General features: G+C 58.6%; 19 protein-coding genes, 1 tRNA gene and 1 rRNA gene. 17 read left to right on the top strand and 4 right to left on the bottom strand.

Annotation, left to right across the window (positions count from 1 at the left end; all coding sequences use genetic code 11):
- The first annotated feature begins 78 nt into the window (after positions 1 to 78).
- The 15 genes from rrf (at position 79) to HMPREF2842_RS08655 (ending at position 13,380) form a co-directional block, all read left to right on the top strand.
- Positions 79 to 195: ribosomal RNA gene (rrf, locus tag HMPREF2842_RS08725) — 5S ribosomal RNA — on the top strand.
- 302 nt (positions 196 to 497) lie between these two features.
- Positions 498 to 1,241 (top strand): DUF6891 domain-containing protein, encoded by a 744-nt coding sequence (locus HMPREF2842_RS08720; RefSeq protein WP_070644314.1) that lies wholly within the window; start codon positions 498 to 500, stop codon positions 1,239 to 1,241.
- Between the two features lie 438 nt (positions 1,242 to 1,679).
- Positions 1,680 to 2,558: a DsbA family protein gene (locus HMPREF2842_RS08715; protein WP_005506718.1), complete on the top strand. Its 879-nt coding sequence runs from the start codon at positions 1,680 to 1,682 to the stop codon at positions 2,556 to 2,558.
- Between the two features lie 229 nt (positions 2,559 to 2,787).
- Positions 2,788 to 2,861 (top strand) — tRNA-Thr (locus tag HMPREF2842_RS08710).
- Between the two features lie 125 nt (positions 2,862 to 2,986).
- Positions 2,987 to 5,185: an acyltransferase family protein gene (locus HMPREF2842_RS08705; RefSeq protein WP_070644313.1), complete on the top strand. Its 2,199-nt coding sequence runs from the start codon at positions 2,987 to 2,989 to the stop codon at positions 5,183 to 5,185.
- A gap of 139 nt (positions 5,186 to 5,324) precedes the next feature.
- Positions 5,325 to 6,155, top strand: coding sequence for an ABC transporter ATP-binding protein (locus HMPREF2842_RS08700; RefSeq protein WP_070644311.1), 831 nt, complete (start codon positions 5,325 to 5,327; stop codon positions 6,153 to 6,155).
- Positions 6,156 to 6,313: 158 nt separating this feature from the next.
- Positions 6,314 to 7,126 (top strand): SGNH/GDSL hydrolase family protein, encoded by an 813-nt coding sequence (locus tag HMPREF2842_RS08695; RefSeq protein WP_070644307.1) that lies wholly within the window; start codon positions 6,314 to 6,316, stop codon positions 7,124 to 7,126.
- Positions 7,127 to 7,951: 825 nt separating this feature from the next.
- Positions 7,952 to 8,188 (top strand): 50S ribosomal protein L28, encoded by a 237-nt coding sequence (gene rpmB, locus HMPREF2842_RS08690; protein WP_004005966.1) that lies wholly within the window; start codon positions 7,952 to 7,954, stop codon positions 8,186 to 8,188.
- Between the two features lie 3 nt (positions 8,189 to 8,191).
- Complete coding sequence (gene rpmG, locus HMPREF2842_RS08685) at positions 8,192 to 8,362, top strand: 50S ribosomal protein L33 (RefSeq protein WP_004005967.1); 171 nt, start codon at positions 8,192 to 8,194, stop codon at positions 8,360 to 8,362.
- Positions 8,363 to 8,364: 2 nt separating this feature from the next.
- Positions 8,365 to 8,670, top strand: a complete 306-nt coding sequence (rpsN, locus tag HMPREF2842_RS08680) for a 30S ribosomal protein S14 (RefSeq protein WP_005506731.1) — start codon at positions 8,365 to 8,367, stop codon at positions 8,668 to 8,670.
- A gap of 92 nt (positions 8,671 to 8,762) precedes the next feature.
- Positions 8,763 to 9,050 carry an HU family DNA-binding protein gene (locus tag HMPREF2842_RS08675; protein WP_005506733.1) on the top strand — a complete coding sequence of 96 codons (288 nt, stop codon included), beginning with the start codon at positions 8,763 to 8,765 and terminating at the stop codon, positions 9,048 to 9,050.
- 529 nt (positions 9,051 to 9,579) lie between these two features.
- On the top strand, positions 9,580 to 10,416 hold the full coding sequence (locus tag HMPREF2842_RS08670) for a hypothetical protein (RefSeq protein ID WP_070644304.1): 837 nt from the start codon (positions 9,580 to 9,582) through the stop codon (positions 10,414 to 10,416).
- Between the two features lie 218 nt (positions 10,417 to 10,634).
- Positions 10,635 to 11,336 carry a hypothetical protein gene (locus tag HMPREF2842_RS08665; protein WP_070644302.1) on the top strand — a complete coding sequence of 234 codons (702 nt, stop codon included), beginning with the start codon at positions 10,635 to 10,637 and terminating at the stop codon, positions 11,334 to 11,336.
- Between the two features lie 286 nt (positions 11,337 to 11,622).
- Entirely contained in the window at positions 11,623 to 12,345 is a 723-nt protein-coding gene (locus HMPREF2842_RS08660) for a transcriptional regulator (RefSeq protein ID WP_239663439.1), read from the top strand.
- A gap of 282 nt (positions 12,346 to 12,627) precedes the next feature.
- The gene (locus HMPREF2842_RS08655) at positions 12,628 to 13,380 is read left to right on the top strand and encodes a hypothetical protein (RefSeq protein WP_049340532.1); all 753 of its coding nucleotides are present in this window, start codon (positions 12,628 to 12,630) and stop codon (positions 13,378 to 13,380) included.
- A 123-nt stretch (positions 13,381 to 13,503) separates the two neighbouring features.
- Here the strand turns inward: HMPREF2842_RS08655 and HMPREF2842_RS08650 are convergent, their stop codons facing one another.
- Positions 13,504 to 14,742 carry an alpha-hydroxy acid oxidase gene (locus tag HMPREF2842_RS08650; protein WP_049340534.1) on the bottom strand — a complete coding sequence of 413 codons (1,239 nt, stop codon included), beginning with the start codon at positions 14,740 to 14,742 and terminating at the stop codon, positions 13,504 to 13,506.
- 416 nt (positions 14,743 to 15,158) lie between these two features.
- Here HMPREF2842_RS08650 and HMPREF2842_RS08645 point away from each other — a divergent pair, with 416 nt between their 5' ends.
- Positions 15,159 to 17,129 (top strand): NHL domain-containing thioredoxin family protein, encoded by a 1,971-nt coding sequence (locus HMPREF2842_RS08645; RefSeq protein ID WP_070644299.1) that lies wholly within the window; start codon positions 15,159 to 15,161, stop codon positions 17,127 to 17,129.
- A 390-nt stretch (positions 17,130 to 17,519) separates the two neighbouring features.
- On the opposite strand, the gene HMPREF2842_RS08640 is transcribed toward HMPREF2842_RS08645, so the two are convergent.
- The gene (locus tag HMPREF2842_RS08640; protein ID WP_049354946.1) at positions 17,520 to 18,497 is read right to left on the bottom strand and encodes a hypothetical protein; all 978 of its coding nucleotides are present in this window, start codon (positions 18,495 to 18,497) and stop codon (positions 17,520 to 17,522) included.
- 63 nt (positions 18,498 to 18,560) lie between these two features.
- Between HMPREF2842_RS08640 and HMPREF2842_RS08635 the strand changes: the two genes are divergently transcribed.
- Positions 18,561 to 19,262, top strand: a complete 702-nt coding sequence (locus HMPREF2842_RS08635; RefSeq protein ID WP_070644294.1) for a hypothetical protein — start codon at positions 18,561 to 18,563, stop codon at positions 19,260 to 19,262.
- A 144-nt stretch (positions 19,263 to 19,406) separates the two neighbouring features.
- Here HMPREF2842_RS08635 and HMPREF2842_RS08630 read toward each other — a convergent pair whose 3' ends face one another.
- Entirely contained in the window at positions 19,407 to 20,072 is a 666-nt protein-coding gene (locus HMPREF2842_RS08630; protein ID WP_070644291.1) for a class I SAM-dependent methyltransferase, read from the bottom strand.
- Positions 20,073 to 20,259: 187 nt separating this feature from the next.
- Positions 20,260 to 21,372, bottom strand: a complete 1,113-nt coding sequence (locus HMPREF2842_RS08625) for a MauE/DoxX family redox-associated membrane protein (RefSeq protein WP_070644286.1) — start codon at positions 21,370 to 21,372, stop codon at positions 20,260 to 20,262.
- Between the last annotated feature and the right edge of the window lie 206 nt (positions 21,373 to 21,578).

Below are 21,578 nucleotides of genomic sequence, written 5' to 3'. Positions count from 1 at the left end.
GTTTGCGTTCACTGTATGGTTTTTGGATAATAACCCTGGGCTTCCTTCGGGAGGCTGAGGCTTTTTATTCGGAAGATTTTCCGTGGTTATAGCAAGAGGGAAACGCCTGGTTCCATTCCGAACCCAGAAGCTAAGACTCTTCGCGCCGATGGTACTGCACTTTTGTGGGTGTGGGAGAGTAGGTCACCGCGGGTTTTTTATTCAAGAGGGGAAGACCTTATAGGTCTTCCCCTCTTTTTGTGTACCCAAAAACTTTTGAACCGAAAGCCCCATAACTCAGCAGAGGTACAGAGACGCAGCAGAGAAGCAGGGGAACATGGTTGCAGAGCCAGCCCGACAGCGTGCCAGCCTACTGCAGAGGTAACGAGATGGGGAGTTCACAGATCCGCCTGAATGACGAAGCAGAGGGCACGGTGGAGAAACTCTTGGTACCTTAACAACAAGAGCAGTCCACATCTCTACCTCAACGAGTAGAGAGCAAGCAAAGGAGCATCATCATGGCCGATGAGAAGAGCATCTACGAACGCTGGAGCGAAGAACGCCTCGACCCGCCCTTCCCCAAAGAATGGGGGCTGGACGAAGAAGACGAAGCCGAGCTGCTCTGGCCTATCTGGCCCCTGCTGTTCATGGGTGAATCTGATACCGAACAGTACGTAGAAACCATCACCGATTATGTGATGGACGTACTCGGTCTGGAATACGATGGGGAGAATGAAGACAGCAAGCTCTGGGAGAAGCGCGTAGAGGACTACGTGGAGGAGCTCATCAAGCGTCGTCGTGCCTTTGCTGCTGAGCTGGGCATTACCCCGGAAATGCAGAAGAACTCCAACCTCAATCGTGCCTTCGCAGCCCTGGAAGAAGAAGGCGTCATTGCACGACAGAACTTCACCTGCTGCGGTACCTGCGCCTCCTCAGAGATCTGGGATGAGATCGACGATAGCCGTGAATGGAAGGGATACATCTACTTTCACCAGCAGGACGCCGAAAGCCTCGCAGAGAGCGGCGGAACCTACGTTGGCTTCGGTTCCTTCCTCGCCTACCCCAGGGACGAAAATGAATGGAACGCGCTGAGCGATGCGCAGAAGGAAGAGATCAGTGCCCTTCACAAGAAGCTCTCCGTAGAGCTCATGAAGGACACTATTATCCCCGTACTGGAGAAGCACGGCCTGAACGTGGAGTGGAAGGGGAACTTCGACACCCGCCCGTTCATTGGGGGAGTAGAAATCTACAACATTCCCTAGCAGCTGGTGAGCTGAACCGGATGGGTGCCTCGGCGCTATACTTGTGCGCTACTTGTGGCAGGGGAGAGGAGCCTCCTAATGCTACAGAAGTTTACAAGGAAAATAAGCTGAGAGCGTGAGAATCGACATCACAGCATCTCAGCCAGGGTATTAACTAGCCGATAAGGCACCCATTCGGTAGGCTAGACGGGTAGCGCGGTACGTCCACACTAGAGAAAAGACAGAACCTATCCACGTGACAGGAACTGATCGACATAGCTTTCAGCTGCTATATACGGCAGAAGCTGAGCTCTAGAACACCCTATAGGGGATACGAACAACCCCGGGTCGGAAGATCAGATCATCTGAAGCTTTGCTCGGATGGACGCTCACTCCAACCGGAGTAGGCTAGAAGAAGTGGACGAACCGCCACCCATATTCCCAACCAAAGGAGCAGGCATGTCGACCGACGCCCGCGAAAAAGCCCGCCAGATTGCGGCCCAGCAGGCCAAGAAGAGCCCCAGCCAGGCAAGCCGCCGCTGGCTCCAGTTCGGCGTACTCGCCGTGGTCCTCATCATCGTAGGTATCATCGGCTTCGTCGTAGTCAACGGCAACAAGAACACCAAGGTAGCAGAAAGCGGCCCGGTGCCCTCCAGCGCCAACGAATACGGTGGCATTGTGCTGACCAAGGACGGCATCGTCCAGAACTCCTCCACCCAGGAGAACCGCGACTTCAAGCAGCTCGCAACCTCGACCTCCTCAGTGACCCCCATGGTCAACGGAACCGCAGCAGCAGTCAACACCCTGCCCCCGGGCGTGCAGACCGCTGAAGAGGCATCCAAGAACGGCCAGCCCGTACGCGTGACCATCTTCCAGGACTACAACTGCGTGCACTGTGCAGAGTTCGAGAAGAAGTACGGTGAAGAAATCCAGAAGCTCGTCGAGGACGGCACCATCACCCTGGAAATCCGCAACCTGACCTTCCTGGACCGCTCCTCGCCCACCGCTTACTCCGCACGTAACGCGGCAGCAGCATACTCCGTGGCAAACCAGGTCAGCACCAGCGACTTCCTGAACTACCAGCGCGAGATCTTTACCCACCAGGGCCGCGGCGACATGAACAACCAGCAGATCGCCGACATCGCTTCGAAGTACCACGCTTCCATCGGCTCCGATATGAACGATGGCAAGTGGCGCCCCTTCGTGGACGTGGTCAACGCTGAATCCGCAAAGAACGGTATTAAGGGTACCCCCACCGTCTTCGTTGATGGTGACCAGTACACCAGCAACGACTTCAGCACCTTCCTGAAGGAAAAGATCGAAGCTAAGAAGAAGTAACCGCTTCGATACGAAAACCCGGTAACCTCGGCGTGAGGCTACCGGGTTTTTCCATACACGGTGATAAGTACGAGGGATGGGTGAGCACCATACAGAGGTGGTGCTCATAAGGGGTAAAACGAAGGAAACGAACATACCATTACCCCATAATTTAGAAGTATTCTCAACCAAACCCTAAAAGAATAACTAAGCAGACTCAACCAAGAGAATAAGGTACACTGGACAGGTTGCCTCCTTAGCTCAGTTGGCCAGAGCATCTGTCTTGTAAACAGAGGGTCACCGGTTCGAATCCGGTAGGGGGCTCAGAAAAATCCTGGTTCGCACCAGCCTCATAGCAGAGGTGCGGATCAGGATTTTATTGTACGAGTGTCCTGTAGTGTCTAAGGGACCCGCACTAGCATATCGACATCCATCCTGAGGAACCGAGAATGTCTGAAACCTCCGGAACCCCGCAGGCTCCCGCCTCGCAGGGAACCTACACCACCGCCCCGCGCAGCATCAAAGCACGCGAAGCCAGCGACTACCCCCTCGAAGAATTCATCGAATCGCGAGGATTCCGCCCTGAAATTCAGGGCCTGCGAGCCTTCGCCGTGCTCCTCGTGGTGCTCTACCATGTCTGGGTCGGCAAAGTCTCCGGCGGTGTGGATGTCTTCCTCTTCATCTCCGCCTTCCTGCTCTCGCTCTCCTTCATGCGCAAGATCAACGAAGGCAAACCCCTCAATCTCTTCAGCTACTGGATGCACGTCTTCCAGCGACTGCTACCCGTAGCCACCGTGGTTATCGCGTGTACCACCATTGCGTCCTTCTTCGTGCTCGCGCCCAGTCGCTGGTCGCAAACCGTAACCGACGCAAGGAGCTCCCTGTTCTACTTCCAGAACTGGAACCTCGCGTTCAGCTCCGTGGACTACTACGCCCAAAACGCTTCCGTGAAGTCACCCTTCCAGCACTTCTGGTCGCTCTCCATCCAGGGGCAGATCTTCATCATCTGGCCCCTGCTCTTCGCCGCAGTAGCCTACGTCGTGCACCGATTCCGCGGGAACCTTTTCACCACCGCGGTATTCATCTTCAACACGGTATTCGTAGCATCCCTGACCTTCTCCATCGTCGAAACCGACACCAACCAGGGATTCGCCTACTTCGACACCCGCACCCGCCTGTGGGAATTCGCCATCGGCACCCTGCTGGCGATGCTCACCCTCAAATGGAAGGCGCCCGAAAAGGCGCGAGTCGTCATGGGCTGGGTCGGCATCATCGGCCTGGTCACCTGCGGTGCAATCCTGCCCGTCGAACGAGCCTTCCCCGGCTACCTGGCGCTCTGGCCCGTGCTCTCCGGCGCCCTCGTCATCATGGCAGGCCGCACCAACAGCCGCTGGGGCATCGATCGACTGCTGGTCTCCGCACCCCTGCAGAACCTCGGCAACATCTCCTACGCCCTGTACCTGGTGCACTGGCCCATCCTCATCCTCTACAGCAGCGCCGTCGGTACCTCCCGCGTGAACTTCATCGAAGGTGCTGTCATCATCCTTACCTCCATCGGCCTGGCATGGTTGCTCATCCGCTTCGTCGAGAAGCCGCTGCGCTACCGCAAGGACCCCTTCGTACCCTGGCTCATGATGAAGATGCGCTTCAAGACCATCTTCTCGGTCAAGACCTGGGCAGACCAGCTCGCCTTCATCCTCGCGATCTTCCTGGTCGCAGGTGTACCCCTGGTAGCCGCACAGGCATGGGTAGGCTACCGCAACACCCAGTCCGAGCACAACGCCGAACTGCAGGTACAGACCGCCAGCGAAAACTACCCCGGCGCCCGCGCTATCGGCGGCGCCCAGCAGGGACTCATTGACAACCCCATCCCCTCCGGTGGTGACGTCAAAACCCAGTTCGACGGGCTGAGCGACCCCTGCGTTGGCAGCTTCGCGCCCTCCGACCCGGCACTCGCCAAGTACTGCAACGTGCAGAAGTACGGACCCGAGGACGCACCGCTGACCATGGTCATCGGTAACTCCCACGCCGAACAGGCGCTGAGCATCTTCAAGCCCATCGCAGAACAGACCAAAACCAACCTGCAAACCTACCTGCTCGGCGGCTGCCAGTACCCGGTCCGCGCCGTCAACGCCAGCAACGAATGCTCGGAATTCAACACCAAGATGACCGAGGAAATTCTCAAGCGTAAGCCGCAGACCGTGGTGCTCATCGCCACCGTTGCCCAGGCACGATCGAACGACGAACGAGTCGACCCGAGCCTCGACGAGACGGTCCGCCGCCTCACCGAGGCAGGAGTCCAGGTCATCGGCCTGCGCGATAACCCGCGCTTCGAGTACAACATCTACGAATGCGCTCAGAAGGCCGGCGACGACAAGAGCTCCTGCGCACGACCCGCAAGTGACAAGTACGCCGCCGAAAACCCTGCAAAGGAAATCTTCGATAAGTACCGCAACCAGGGTGCCGTCATGGTGGACCTGAAGGACGTGTACTGCCCGGACGGCATGTGCAGCCCCGTGGTTGGAAACATCTACGTCTACATCGACGACAACCATGTCTCCAAGACCTACAGCCGCACCATGGCTCAGGAAGTCTTCCAGCGTGCAGCGGAAGGCGGCTGGCTCGTCAACGGAAAAGTGAACTTCTAAAGTTCGCCAATATAACGGATCCCCCGTGCTGTTCTACAGAAGTATGAACAGTGCGGGGGATCCGCTATTTTCTGACCCGAAATTAGGATAGGCTAAGTTAGGAGGCTCCCGGGAAAAGCCTTAGAGAAGAAAGGACGCCATGAAAGAAATCACCGAACGCACCCTCAAAGTTGAGAACGTCAGCCTCGGCTACGGCGAAACCACCATCGTCAAAGACCTCTCCCTCGAATTCCCGAAGGGTAAAATCACCGCCATCATCGGTCCCAACGGCTGCGGTAAATCCACCCTGCTCCGTGGTGTCTCCCGACTGCTCAAGCCGCTCAACGGCGACTTCACCCTCGACGGCAAACCCACCCACGAATACTCCATGAAAGGCTTTGCCCGCATGGTCGGGCTGATGCCCCAGCATCCCATCGCCCCCGAAGGAATTACCGTAGCAGACCTGGTCTCCCGCGGCCGCTACCCCTACCAAGGCCTCTTCAAACGCAATAGCGCCGAAGATGATGAGGCGGTCGCCTGGGCGCTAGAAGCCACCGACACTATGTCCCTCGCCGAACGACAGGTCACCGAACTCTCCGGCGGCCAACGTCAGCGTGTCTGGATTGCCATGGCGCTCGCCCAAGAAACTGACATTCTACTGCTGGACGAGCCGACCACCTACCTCGACCTGGCACATCAGGTGGAGCTACTCGACCTACTCTCGGACCTCAACGAACAGCGCGGCACCACCATGATCATGGTGCTGCACGAGCTGAACCTCGCCGCCCGAGTCGCTGATTACCTCGTCGCTATGAAGGACGGCTCCATCGTCGCCCAAGGCGAAGCACACGAAGTGCTCACCCGTGAGAACCTGCACACCATCTTTAGCCTGAAGGCCGAGGTTGCGGACCCGTTTAACGACGGTAGCGTGGTGGTTGTTCCCCATCCGCGGAGGGCATCCGCAGCTACCGGGTCAGCTGTCGCATCCTAAGAAACCTCCGCTCATGTCTGAAGAAGAACCCTCAACAGTGGGATACTGGAAGGCAGGACGCACCGAAAGCTAAGCGAAGAAGCCGGTACACCGCGCGGGTGTGCCGGCTTCTTCCACAGAAGGGTCATTCTCTATAGAGGCCCGGAAAGAAGAACACAATGACGACCCCGCTCCTAGACTCCAACGGCAAGCTCAACGGTGAATCAGTACGCTACGTGGCAATCGGCGACTCCTTCACCGAAGGCGTGGGCGACGTTGACCGCCGTCGCCCCAACAGCTTGCGCGGCTGGGCAGACCGCGTTGCCGAAGGCCTCGGTGCAGTAGACCCGCAGGCGCAGTACGCAAACCTCGCGATCCGCGGTCGCCTGCTCATTCCCATTCTTGAAGAGCAGCTGCCGGCAGCCCTGGAGCTGAAGCCCAACCTGGTCACCTTCTACGGCGGCGGCAACGACATCATGCGACCCAACGTGGATATTGACCAGCTCATGACCCACGTAGACGAAGCCTTCGCCACCCTGCGCGGCGAAGGAATCGAAGTGCTTACCGTAACCGGCCTGGACGTACAGGGCCAGGGCCCCTTCGCCCGTACCCGCGGCCGTACCGCCACCTACAACGAGCTACTGCGCGGTATCGCTGAGGACCACGGCGTGCACATTATCGACTACTGGCGCTGGAATGACTTCCTCGACTGGCGTCTGTGGGCTGACGATCGCCTGCACATGAACGACCTCGGCCACGAACGCTTCGCATCCCGCGTGCTGGCGCAGCTCGGCCTGCCCGGTGTGGTCACCGAATCGGTACTGCCCCCGGAGGTGCAGCTGACCGCTCGCGAGAAGGTTGAACAGGAGGCACGCTGGGTTCGCGAGTTTGCCCTGCCGTGGATTGGTCGCCGTCTGAGGGGCACGAGCTCCGGCGACGGCGTGACCCCCAAGTACCCGCAGTGGGTGCCCGCGACAAGCCTTAAAAACTAACGCCCTTAAGAACTAATGCTGAGGGGCGCACGTTACGGCGTAAAACTGTATGCCGGGGGAGCGCCCTGTGCTGTATCTGTACCGTATTTGTGCCCGCATTTACACCGTAACGGAACGGTAAATCCGCCGTTACGCGTACCGTTGCAAACCCTTAAACCGCCCTTTAAAACCGGGGCGGAAGTGTTAAAACGAGAGTTAAATACTCTTTAAACGCGTGTTTAAGCCTGTTTAACAGCCCTGCGCACACCGCAAGAATCGGTGGTGCGGGGCTGTTTAAGGCTTAAAATCCGGCTTAAGCTGTTAATCTCACAACATGAATTTCACCGGTGTAATTTATCCCCGGTCACATAAAGAACGCCCGTTCTTAAAACCGCGAATTAATGCCTGACTAGGGGCATTAAAGAATCCCTTAAAAACATCTGGACTTGCAAAAATACCCATTTTTGGTAGAATGGATAGGTATGTTTGCCGCTCGAGGGTAGGCGTGCATCCGTGAATCGAGCTCTTCGCTTAAACGAGGTGCAATCGGCTCAGAACACCGAGATTCCGCGGATTTTTAAGGCAAAATCCGGCGTGCAGGCTTGCACGAACCCCCGTATTTACCTAGAATTTAACGCTGTTCGTAGTGGTGGAAACGCCTCTCGACACTAATAAGCTTCACCGTTTTTCCCGCGGCGGGGATCGATGCGTGGCCTCTCACCCACGTGACGATCTCAAACACTCTAGCCCGGCGAATAACCCGGTGCTTCTACATTGGTGGCGGGACGCTTACGAGTAACATCGACTGCGTACCGTCATAAAAGTCAATCAATAAAGGAGTGAAACATGGCAGCAGTCTGCCAGGTGACCGGAGCTGTTCCCGGCTTTGGACACAGCATTTCGCACTCGCATCGCCGCAACAAGCGTCGATTCGACCCGAACGTTCAGAAGAAGACCTACTGGGTTCCTTCGCTGCGTCGTAAGGTAACCCTGAACGTGTCCGCTAAGGGCATCAAGGTTATCGATGCTCGTGGCATCGATGCCGTTGTTGCAGAAATCATCGCACGCGGGGAGAAGATCTAGTAAATGGCATCCAAGGCTAAGGACCTCCGTCCTATCATCAAGCTCAAGTCCACTGCTGGCACCGGTTACACCTACGTGACCCGTAAGAACCGCCGCAACAACCCCGACCGCATGGTGCTGAAGAAGTACGACCCCGTCGTCCGCAAGCACGTTGACTTCCGAGAGGAGCGCTAAGAATGGCTAAGAAGTCCAAGATCGCTCGCAACGAGCAGCGCAAGGTCATCGTCGCTCGCTACAACGAGAAGCGTATCGCGCTGAAGAAGACCCTGATCGACGAGAACGCTACCCCCGAGGAGCGCGAAGCAGCACGCGTGGCACTGCAGAAGCTGCCCCGCAACGCTTCCCCCGTTCGCGTGCGTAACCGCGACCAGATCGACGGCCGCCCCCGCGGTACCTTCCAGAAGTTCGGTATCTCCCGCGTGCGCTTCCGCGAGATGGCACACCGCGGCGAGCTGCCCGGTATCACCAAGTCCAGCTGGTAAATCTGGTATTTTAGTTCCTAAACGGTTTTCCGTCGTCACCGACGGTCACTCGCTTTAGACTCAAACCTTAAGTCTCTGGAAGGGGCACCCTAATGGCTAAGAACCGTACCGAACTCGTTGCAGAGGTTGCAGAGAAGTCTGGCAAGAGCCAGGCAACCGTAAACGCAGTCCTCGACGCAGTGTTCCAGGTTTTCGAGTCTTCCGTCTCCAAGGGCGAGAAGATCACCATCCCCGGTTGGATGGCAATCGAGCGCACCGACCGTGCAGCTCGTACCGGCCGTAACCCGCAGACCGGCGAAACCATTCAGATTCCCGCCGGTCACGGCGTGAAGCTGACCGCAGGCTCCAAGCTGAAGGCAGCAGTCGCTAAGAAGAAGTAATTCTTGAGACTTTGAATCTGATAAAAGACCCCCACCCTCACGGTGGGGGTCTTTTATTATGCCTGCCCAGGGGAAAACAGTGGAGGAACCCCGGCTGAAGAAGACCCAAGTAGCGGAAGCGCCCCGAGATAGGCGGGGTGGAGCCCTAGAATCGCTGATCAGTTGTGTCTCTACGACCTTAATGTTGTGGTTGAGCTAAAAACACAGAAACTATCCCTACTTCATAGAAGAAGCTAGGGTGGACTACAGAAAAAATAAAGAAAATTTATTCATTTGAGCATAAAGCTATGCATGAGCTGAGTGAAAAATCGGGATTATCAAACCCCGCTGGGAAAAATACTTATACATTGCCGTCTGGACACAGCTTAAACACAGCAAACTAAAGCTCAATCTTAGACTCACACCCTAAGCTGGAATCACCGGCGAAGGAAAAGCCACACACCATACACAACGGCCCCATCCAACCGGAAAATCAACCATACAAACCCCGGACGATTGACCCTCCGGGACGCACAAGGAGAACCACCTCATGGCACGCCCCGCCCAGAACACTTCCGCACAGACCACCAACCGTCGCTTTCGCACTGGCGCGGCAGCACTGTCACTGGCAGCAATCGCAGCACTCGGCCTGAGCGCCTGCGGTGCGCAGAACACCTCCGCTTCCGCCCCGGCACCCACCGCAACCGCAACCGCCAAGGTATCCTCCACCGCCGACGCGGCAGTCAACGCGGGCAACGGCAAGGTCACCGTCAAGGCAAGCGACGCAGCCTCCCCGAGCGCTACCGCAAGCAGCTCGCAGGGTACCGTCACCGTCACCGAAGGCGGCGTAACCGTCAGCGGTGCTGATGGCACCGGGGTCACCGCAGACGCTAACGGTAATGTAACCGTCAACGGCGCCAACGGTACCGGCGTGACTGCAGACGCTAGCGGCAACGCAACCGTCAACGGCGGCTCTGCATCGAACAACTCCGGTTCCTCCGCAAAGGTCGACGAGAAGGCAGGCGAGACCTCCGCCAAGAGCGGCTCGAATGGCTCCGTGACCGTCGACAGCGGAACCGTCAGCGCAGCCAACGGCTACACCCTCATCGAAATCAAGGCCGACGGCGGCTGGTCCTACCACGCACCCAACGGCGACATCATTGAGGTACGAGCTGACGGCTCCTGGGAGCGCGTCGGTAACGGCGTCGTTGAGGTCGATGCTGACGGCTCCTGGGAACAGACCGGCGAGAACGGCGTAATCGAGGTAGAAGCTAACGGCACCTGGGAACAGACCGGCGGCAGCGGCACCATTAAGGTACCGACCGTTCCCGCCAAGCCCGCTGGCGCTACTGTTAACCCCGTCAAGCCCGCCACTCCCCGTAACTAACTGAAGTGGCCAGCCGATAAGCCGGACGGAAACGTGGGATATCCCACCCGCTAGAATGCGGATAAACGCCCGCCGGCTCGGATAAAAGCCCCCAAACTCGATAGAATTAACGCGGTTGGTTACACCGATAATCGTTATGGAATCCCACAAGGATCCTGCGCACGACGCGAATACGTCGCCAACTAGCCGCACCATACTAACAACCACAAGGAGAAACAATGGCTATCGCCCCCGCAATGAAGAAGACCACCGCGGTTCTGTCCATCGCTTTCGCAGGCGCACTGGGCCTGAGCGCATGCGGCTCCCAGTCCTCTTCCACCACCACCGCGACTGCATCCGCATCCGCTTCTGCAACTGCTTCGGCTAAGGCATCCTCTGCAGCTGCAACCACCTCGGCTGCATCTGCTTCCGCTACTGCAGACGTGAAGGTTGACAAGGACGGCAACGTCACCGTCAAGGCTAACGACGGCGAAGGCAACTCCGCAGACGTGAAGGTCGGCGCAGACGGCAAGGCATCCGTAGACGCTAAGGACTCCGAGGGCAACTCCTCCAAGGTAGAGTCCGACGAAAAGGGCACCAAGGCTGAGTCCAAGGACTCCGAGGGTAACTCCTCCTCCGCCGTTGAGGGCGACGTTATTGTTTCCGAGGACGGCGGCTGGACCATTCAGGGTGACGAAGGTCAGGTAGCTGTACAGGCTGACGGCTCCTGGAGCCGCCAGGACGCAAACGGCCAGGTCGCAGTCAAGGCTGACGGCTCCTGGAGCATCCAGGCTAACAGCGGCCTGCAGGCAACCGTGGACGCATCCGGTGAAGTAACCTCCATCGTTGGCGGCGAGAAGGCAGACCTGAAGGCTCCGAAGGTTCCCGCAAAGCCCGCACAGGCTAAGGTCAACCCCGTCAAGCCCGCACAGCCCAAGTAAGCTGCAAAGAGCTAACAGCGGCTTGTGACGCTACCAGAGCGTAACAGCCCCTGATCTAGAAGACGCCCCGTGCGTATCCGACCGTGATGCGTGCGGGGCGTTTTGCGTCTTCAAGCTGCGCTGAACTCCTAGGGAAAATAGGAAGCTTCGCATAACTGTTGTTAGGATTAGGGAGGCGCTCAGAATCTAGCTCTCACTCAACTCTCACTCAACGAACAACCACACTATAGGTCTCCCCGGCATAGCACGGGGATCTACCAGAAAAGAGAACACAGTGAAGAAAACTATGGCTGTTCTGTCCCTGAGCCTCGCCGCAACCTTCGGTCTTGCCGCGTGCAGCTCCAACGCCAAGGCACCCGCCGAAAGCCAGAGTGCATCCGCGAGCGCGTCCGCTTCGGCAAGCGCGTCTGCCTCCTCCAACGCGTCCGCAACTGCAACCACCTCGGCAGCTACCTCAGCATCCACTTCGGCAAGTGCATCTGCTTCTGCACACGCAAATAGCTCGAGCTCCTCCGCTAAGGCATCCGAAAGCCAGAAGGGTGGCTTGTCGGGTGCTTCCTCCATGCCCACGGACGCCACCGATAGTAGCTACGGCCCGAAGGTCTACGAGCATTACAAGGAAACCGTCGAAGAGGCTAAGAAAGATCACTCCACCAAGAGGACTACGAACACTGAAGGTAACGTGTACGCTGACCCTGACGGAAGCATCGCTGTTGTCGAAGCTAAGAACGGTAGCTACATCAGCATTGAGAACGACGGCAGCTGGGTACGTGTGACCCCTGAAGGCGAGGTTATCGCCGTGACTGAGAAGGGCGGCTGGGCCGCTGTCAAGCCTAACGGTGAAATCATTAACGTTGATGAGAATGGCGCGGCTTCCATTATGAACGTTAAGACCTCGGAGATTTCGGACGACTACCAGTCCCTGGAAGTGCCCAAGACCCCGGCTCCGGTGGGAGATTTCCCCGCCCCGAAGACCCCCGTTAAGCCGACTAGCATGGCTGTGAACTAACCGTATCCACCGCTTAGCTGGCGACTAGCTAGATCCGTTCGCCCCGTGCGCATCCGAACGTGATGCGTGCGGGGCGTTTTTGCGTCTTCAAGCCGCGCTGAGAAGACCAGTAGAGCTGAGAAGACCCATGAAAAGCGGGGGAAGGGAAGCACCGCAACATCTCAGGGAGCTTTCAGGTCACGGTGCTAGCATGAAGGCGTACTCCGGGCACACTGGAGTACAGGTCAACCACACCATGCACTGCGCCGTCGCAGAGCGGCGCATACAGAAAAGAGAAATTCAGTGAAGAAGTCAATTGCTGTACTGTCCCTGACCATTGCCGGTGCCCTCGGCCTCGCAGCCTGCGGCGGCAACTCCGGCGCCAACTCCAACTCCTCCGCATCGGCAAGCGCGTCCGCTTCTGCAACCGCTTCCGCAACTGCCTCGGCACCCGCAAGCACCTCCGCAGCAGCAACCACCAAGAGCACCGCCTCCGCAGCAGCTGAAACCACCAAGGCAGAAACTAAGACCACCCAGGGCACCATCAGCACTCCCACCGACCTGCCCAGCGAAGCAACCGAAGCACTCAAGAAGGGTCAGGAATCCGCCAATCAGGTAGCCTCCGCAGGCTACACCGCCAGCAAGAAAGCCCTGGAACAGCTCAAGGAGCAGTCCGGCGTGAAGAAGGTGCAGACCAGCGATGGCACCGTCTACTACACCGATGAACTCGCTGCATTCGAATCCAAGGACGGCGCTATCATCAGCATCCAGAATAACGGTGTGTGGACCAGCATGGACTCCAACGGTACAACCATCGTCGTGAAAGAGGACGGCTCCTGGATCAAGACCAACCCCAAGGACAACCTCTACACCGTTGTCAATGCAGATGGCACCGCATCCGTGCTGAACACCAAGACCTTTGAGCAGGCGACTGACGTCTCCACCATCGAAACCCCGAAGGCACCCGGCCGTATCGACGGCTTCAGCGGCACCGCTAAGACCCCGGTCAAGCCCACCAAGATTGGTGACCTCTCCGAGGTTGCAGGCGCCAAGTAAAAACTAGCTCCTGCCCACTGGGCAGAACAGCCCACCACACTAGGGATACCAACGCCCCGCGCGCATCTATACGTGATGCGTGCGGGGCGTCTTTAATTATTTCTCACTCGGGGATGGAGAGGTTTAAATCTTCGGAATGGGTTGCAGGCGGCGCAATTGCGTCACATGCTTGGGTTCGAGTTCCTCAACGCAACTGACCTGTAGCAGGCGCATTGTGCGGCGCACCTCTTCCGAGAGGATCTCAATCGTGCGATCCACACCGCGGCGGCCACCCGCCATGAGTCCGTATAGGTAGGCGCGGCCAATCAGCGTGAACTTGGCGCCCAAGGCCAGCGAGGCCACCACATCCGCGCCGTTCATAATGCCGGTATCCACCATAACTTCGGTGTCCTTGCCGACCTCGCGAACCACTTCCGGGAGCAGGTGGAAGGGAACCGGAGCGCGGTCCAACTGGCGGCCGCCGTGGTTCGACAGTAGGATGCCGTCCACGCCTAAATCAGCCAGCTTCTTGGAATCCTCCACGTTTTGCACGCCCTTAATGACAATCTTGCCGGGCCACAACTCACGGATTTCCTTAAGATCCTCGTAATTGATGGACGGATCCATGGCAGCGTCCAGCAATTCGCCCACCGTGCCGCCTGTCGAGGAGAGTGAAGCGAACTCCAATTTGGGCGTGGTGAGGAAGTCATACCACCACCACGGGCGCGGAATCGCGTTCGCCACTGTCTTCAGCGAAAGCTGGGGCGGAATGGAAAAGCCGTTGCGCTTATCGCGCAGGCGCGCCCCCGCAATGGGCGTATCTACAGTGAAGAAGAGCGTATCGTAGCCAGCCTTTGCGGCGCGCTCGACCAAGCCGTAGGAAATCTCACGCTGACGCATCACGTACAGCTGGAACCACAGGCGGCCATTTGGGTTGACTCGGCGCACATCCTCAATGCTGGTTGTACCCAGGGTTGAGAGGGTGAAGGGGATGCCCGCTGCCCCCGCCGCGCCGGATCCGGCAATCTCGCCTTCGGTCTGCATGAGGCGTGTAAAGCCCGTGGGGGCGATACCGAAGGGTAGAGCGGAGGTGCCACCCAGTACCTTCGTGGTGGTGTCTACGGTGGAAACATCCGTCAGGATACCCGGGTGGAACTCGACATCCTCGAAGGCCTGGCGGGCGCGGGTCATTGACAGTTCACCTTCCGCGGCGCCGTCCGTGTAGTCGAAAGCGGCGGCTGGTGTGCGGCGCTTTGCGATGCGGCGCAAATCGTAGATGGTCAGTGCGCTCTGTAGGCGGTTGCCTGCAAAGTCGAGGCTGGGCTTCTTGAATTGCATAAATTCAAGTAGTTCGCTGGGCTTGGGGAGCTGACGTTGCACCATGGGAGGCCTTTCTCTTGGGGGGGCGCCGCCTGCAGGGCGGGCCTTGGGTGGGGGCGGGGTCGTCGGCGAGTCCCGCAGAAGGGTGTGCGAAAAATCGCACCCTCCCAGTCTAAAAATTAAGGGTTAGATTAATCAATAGTTAGGTAAGGCTTAACTTATTAAGTTAAATATTTCGGGGGTGCCCCGGCGTATCGGTACCGGAGGGCATGGCGAATGAATGAGATGCAATGATTTCCAAACCCGTGCATACCACTTTCGCACTCCTCAACTCACGCAAATATGACGTAATATGACGAGCCGTTACCTCCCGCGTTCACAATGCTCAACTCCCAGCGAACCACCCCCACCACGCTGGCATAATGGGGACAGCAAACCGACGCGCCCACACACGGCGCACCCAACAGGAGAGAGAACCCATGAGTGAGAACACCACCCGCAGCGTACGCGTGCGCGCCAGCGAACTCGAAGGCCGAGCCTGGCTCAACACCGGCGACAAGAACCTCACCCTGCAGGACCTTCGCGGCAAAATCGTTATTCTCGACTTCTGGACCCTCTGCTGCATCAACTGCTTGCACGTCCTCGACGAACTACGCCCCCTTGAAGAAGAATTCTCCGACGTACTCGTCACCGTCGGCGTACACAGCCCCAAATTCGAACACGAAGCAGACCCCGTAGCGCTCGCCGCAGCCGTCGACCGCTACCACATCACCCACCCCGTACTCGACGACCCCGAACTGACCACCTGGCAGGCATACACTGCCCGCGCATGGCCCACCCTCGTCGTCGTCGACCCCGAAGGCTACATCGTCGCCCACCTCTCCGGCGAAGGCCACGTACAGGGCCTCACCTCCCTCGTGCGCGAACTCGTCGCCGAACACGAGGCGAAGGGCACCCTGCACCGCGGTGACGGCCCCTACGTGCCCCGCCCCAAGGCAGCCGGCACCTACGCCTTCCCCGGCAAAGCCATCGAACTGCCCGCCGAATTCGGCCCCGCAAACCTCTTCGGCAACCGCGAACGCACCTACCTCGTCGCAGACACCGCACGCCACCGCATCCTGCAGGTAGCAGCCGACCTCAACACCGTCATCAACACCTACGGTGGCGGCGATGACCCCATCAACCACCCCGTCAAGGGCCACGTTGACGGCACCGGCACCGAAGCACGCTTCAACGAACCCGCCGGCCTCGCCCTCGTACCCGAAAACCTGCGCGAACAGCTCGGCTACGACGTGCTCGTCGCCGACACCGTCAACCACCGCCTGCGCTCCCTCAACCTGCGCACCGGCGAAGTGCGCACCCTCGCAGGCAACGGCGTGCAGCGCGTCATCGACGGCGACAACGCCATCACCGGCGACCCCAACCACATCCCCGCCGGCGTACCCGCCACCGACATTGCGCTCTCCTCGCCCTGGGACGCCGTCTACTCCCGCGAAGCCGGCCAGTTCATCATCGCCATGGCAGGTACCCACCAGCTCTTCGGCTACGAACCCGTCACCGGCGCCGTCAGCATCTTCGCAGGCTCCGGCGTTGAAGGCCTCGCCGACGGCCCCGCCGCCGACGCCTGGTTCGCCCAGCCCTCCGGCATCATCGAAGCACGCGACGGCAGCCTCTGGGTCGCATGCTCCGAAACCAGCGGCCTGCGCCACGTCACCTTCACCGACAACGGCGTACAGGTCACCTCCGCCGTCGGCAAGGGCCTCTTCGACTTCGGCTTCGTGGACGGCGACTCCGACACCGCCCGCATGCAGCACCCCCTCGGCCTGACCGAGCTGCCCGACGGATCCATCGCCGTCGCCGACACCTACAACGGCGCCATCCGCCGCTGGGACCCCGCAACCGGCACCCTCGGCACCCTCGAACGCGGTCTCGACGAACCCTCCGACCTGCTCGTCGAAGAAGCACTCGGCGAAGAACCGCGCCTCATCATCGTCGAAACCAACGCCCACCAGCTCGTACGCGCCTCCATCCCCGCCAAGGCACAGCACGTCGACGAAGGCGCCATCACCACCGCACGCCCCTCCACCAAGCTCACCGGCGGCACCCTCGAATTCACCTCGCGATTCACCGTGCCCACCGGTCAGAAGCTCGACACCCGCTGGGGCGACCCCACCCAGCTGAAGATCTCATCCACCCCCGAGAACTTCATCCTGGAAGGCGCCGGCACCTCCACCGGACTGACCCGCACCCTCGTGCTCAACCCCGAAATCACCGAGGCAGTCCTGCACATCACCGCGCGCGCCGCCGCCTGCGACGGCACCCCCGGCGGTGACATCCCCGAGCACGCAGCATGCCACCTCTACCAGCAGGACTGGGGTATTCCCGTCGTCGTGACCGGTGACGAGGCAGACGAAAGCGAACTCGTCCTGGACCTGCGCGGTATCAACTAGGGATCTATAAAAGAATCAAGGGTCAGTATTATCCTCGCTCCTACAGGGGCACCCGTCCTCGCTTCGCTCGGACACCCTGATGTCGCTACGGATAATACTGACCCTTTTCTGTTGTGCCCCCTGATACCGCTGCGGATAGTACCGGTTCCCTTTGTACTTTTAGGATTGTGGGACGCGAAAGGGCCGGGTCATCCTCGCTCCTACAGGGGCACCCGTCCTCGTTTCGCTCGGGCACCCTGATGTCGCTACGGATAACACCGGCCCTTTCTCAGCCCATATAAGCCACGAGCCAGTATGCTCTTCCGCTCCTACAGGGAACCCGCCCTCGCTTCGCTCAGGCACCCTGATGTCGCGTTCAGAGCATACTGGCTCTCGCGCAGCTCAGCGGCTTTAGAAGGAGACTCGGACCGCCTTCGCATCCGCCTCCACCGACGCCTTCAACGTAAACGGAATCTCCTTCTGCACCTGCGAACGCGCACCCGTATACAAATCCAACTGAGTAAACGACACCTTCGCCGTACCCGACATCGGCTTCAACGACCACACACCCGCCGAGCTCACACTCACCTGCGGATCCGCGACCTTCTCAACAGACCACTTCACCTCAGAATCCACACGGCCCGAAAACGCATACTCAAAAGGGCACCCACCAGGATAAAGAGTGCTCTGCTGCGTACACTTCTTCAAATAATCCTGCACCTGCTCCTTCACCGACGACAACGCATTATCACTCGGCTTCAACTCCATACGCACCGCATGATTCGCATCCTGCGCCGTCACCACCTCATTCACCTTCTGCGCCGTATACACCGTCGAATCATACGACACCGCATACACGCCCGGATAAAACACAGGGAACGACGCCGCACCCTTATCCACCGCAACCTTACGGTTATTAATCGTCGCAGCCTCCACACCCTGAATATTCACCTTCACCGACGGCAAAGACGCCTCATCAATAGCCCACTTATCAAAAAAGCCCCAATGCGTACCCGAACGATGCAAACGAAAATCCGTATGCTGCTGCGAACCCTCCAACGTATAGGACGCACGCACCGTCGCATGCTCACCATCCTCGCTGGTCTCCACCACCTCATACGACACCTCACCCAACGAAGACACCGAACGCCTCAAAGCACCCCCATCAAGCAAAGATGCGTCACCCTCAGGAATCTGCGCACCCAACAAACCACGCGCATACGAACCATTACCCGTACGCAACGCATGAAAATACTCCCGCACCTGACCCGTCGGGCCATACACCAGCTTATTCGTCATAACCAGCGCCGCAGCAGCCACAGAAACCGCCACCACAACACCGACCATCCACATTGCCAGGACCCGCTCCACGGGAGAAAAATTACGCATAGAACCAGAGTAACGCAGGTAGTCCGCTAGGTTTCACGCACCGCACACACTAAAGTTGTGTATATGGCAGAACGCGCTCACGAAGTCCCCGCCAAATACGGCGAAGTCAACGAACTATTCCACCCCCGCATGCGATCCTACGGCAGGCGCATCGAAGCGGCACTCCCCGGCACCATCGTGCTCCTCGCCGCGCTCGCCTTCATCCTCTACAAGCGACCCGCCCTGCCGTACACCATCCTCGTACTGCTCATCGGCACCATCGCAGGCGTAAACCTCTACTCAGTCCTCAAACCCACCATCATCGTCATCACCAAAACCCACGTGCTCCGCGCACGCACCTTCGGCTGGTTCGCCGTACCCCTCGAAAATATCGACCACACTATCTACGCCGAAAAGCTCTACCCCAAAAAAGCCTACGGCCAGAAACTCAAAACCGTCGCCGGCCGCCTACGCTACCGCAGCTTCCCCGCCATGTGGGCCGTCGACAAAGACGGCAAACAGCTCATGCGCATCGACGGCCGCGTCTGGGACGGCAAAACCATGCGAGAAGTCTCCTCCAAGCTCTCCGCCCAAACCACCATCTACAAGCAGATCAATGTGGTCAACATGGACAAAGAACACAAGGGACTCATCACCTTCAACGAGCTACACCCCGGCTGGCGCTCCAGCCTCATGACCGCGCTTGCCGTCATCATCGTGGCAATCCTCTTCGCAGCGTCCTTCCTGCCCGAAGAAGTCGCCCGCAACATCTACATGATCCACTAGAACAACCATTCTTCTTTAGTGCCTCTTCTGGATGCGCTTCTTCCGGACACACAAAAGGCCCGGCACCCACCCCACACAGGGGAGGCGCCGGGCCATTTGTATGCCTAGCTAAATGCGCTTAGCGCGCTCGTTGTACAGGTGAATCTATTCCGCCGGGCGGGACAGCACCGCCACCAAAAACTCTGAAGAACCCTCAACAAACGGGTGCATCTGCCACGACGAATACGTGTTATCCACGTTCAAACCAGCCTCGCGGGCATCCGCCAAAAACTGCTCAAACGCATAATCACGGCCCGGACCCGAACCATAACCCACGACAGCGCGGCCACCCGGCGCCAACACGCGACGGAAATTCTCCACCACCGGCTTACGAGTCGAACGAGCCAAGAAACCCATCACATTACCCGCACACACCAGCAGCTCAAAACCATTCTCCGCCGTAGCCTCACCCTCAATGCCCAGCACCTCCGGCAAATCCACCAGATCAGCCGTAATCCACGTAGCATCCGGGCAGACGCGGCGCGCTTCCTCAATCAGCTCAGGATCAATATCAACACCCGTCACACGGTGACCCAGCGCGTGCAGCTGCTTACCCACACGGCCAGGACCCGAACCCGCATCAAGAATCTTCGCGCCACGAGAAGCCAACGCATTCACCAGACGAGACTCACCCGCCATATCATTACCCTCAGCCTCCATCGCCTTAAAACGGTCAATGTACCACTGCGAATGATTCGGGTTGCTCTCCTTGCGGACCAGCCACAAGGACTTCTCACGCTCGCCCGGAGCGTTGAAACTCATCATTGCCATAAAAACTCCTTAGACAGGGTTGAGGACGCGCCAGCCACCCGGCGAGGTGACCGCGGCGTATAAGCGGTGTGTGCGCTACGTACTAGCATAGCCCCACCCGGCGTCTGCCGGTAAGGGCAGTAAGAGCCGGACGGGGCTATCGGAAGCGCTACAGAGGCGCTACAGGGGCTGGACGATAGGGGCGCGTTTAGAGGTGGTCGCCCTCAGTATTCGACGTGCCCTCAGCAATCGCCTTACGCATCTGCTCCTGACGCTCCTCCTCAGCCAGACGAGCCGCCTCAGCGAACTGCGCCTCAATATCGGTCAGCAACGCCTCAACCTCCTCCTTACCAGCCACCGGACCGCCAGCAATCAGACCATCAGCACCCAAAACCACCGCCAACGGCACACCATTACCGAAATTCGCGCGCGCACCAGCATCACGGTCAATCAGCGGAGTTAACCCTTCAGGCAACGTACCCGCATTACGCGAGGTCTGCAACGACTCCAGGCTCGAATACACCGGATGCAACGCCACCTGCGGCAGACGCTCCTGCCACGAAGACATCGTCTTCAAAAACTTCACACAACCAGCACACGTCGCCGACACAAACACCAGCATACGCGCCTGATTCTTAGCCAACGCACGCAAATTCGTGTGACGACCATTCTCCAGGTACAGCGCCGCATGAGGAATCGGCATACGAACATACAGCTCCTCGCCGTTCTCGTCATACACCGGCTCCGGCAAAATCACCTCAGCCTGCGGCTCCGGCTGCGCAAGAGCATCACCGCGGCGAACAGCCTCCAACGTCACAGCAATCAGCACAGTGCCAATAATCCAAGTCCAGCCGCTATTACCCAGACCCAGCAGAGTCGACACAACACCCGTGCCACCCTTCAACGCGCTCGCATGCGCGCCAGCCGCCGCCAACAGCAACGCAATATTACGGACCAGCGTGTAACGGCTCACCGGCGCATTCGACTCAGAACCAAAACAATTACAACCCGCAGTACGACCCGTCGCCAGTGCGCGCGCAATCACCACCGTATAGAACAGCATCAGAATCAACGCCAAACCCGAAGCAATCACAACAGGCAAACGCACCGGCGACAGCAGCAGAACGGCGGCCAGGGTAATCTCGAACCACGGCAAAATCAGCGACACCGCACGGGTCGGCGCGATCTTCTCCAAACCAAGATTCTGAATACCGGTCACGGTACTCTGCGGGTCCTTCGCCTTAGCAATACCGCTAATCAGCAAAGTCAACGCAACAAGTGCCGTACACAAAACAAGCGGCACAGTAGAGACGGTGAGCATAAAACTCCTAGAGTGAGTGTGTGAAAAGAGGATGCGGCAGCGGCAGTTTTTAGGCAGAACAAACCGCGCGACGTGCCGCCGTGTTATACACGATTTTACGCCCTGCACAGGGGGAAATGTCTCTACGGGTTAAGCTCTACGAGTTAAGCGGAAAGCGGTATGCGCCCTCGTTCCTGCAGGGAACCCGCCCTCGCTTCGCTTCGGGC

Source organism: Rothia sp. HMSC069C10 (assembly GCF_001812205.1).
GTDB lineage: Bacteria > Actinomycetota > Actinomycetes > Actinomycetales > Micrococcaceae > Rothia > Rothia mucilaginosa.
This window is presented reverse-complemented; position numbering and strand designations above follow the sequence as displayed.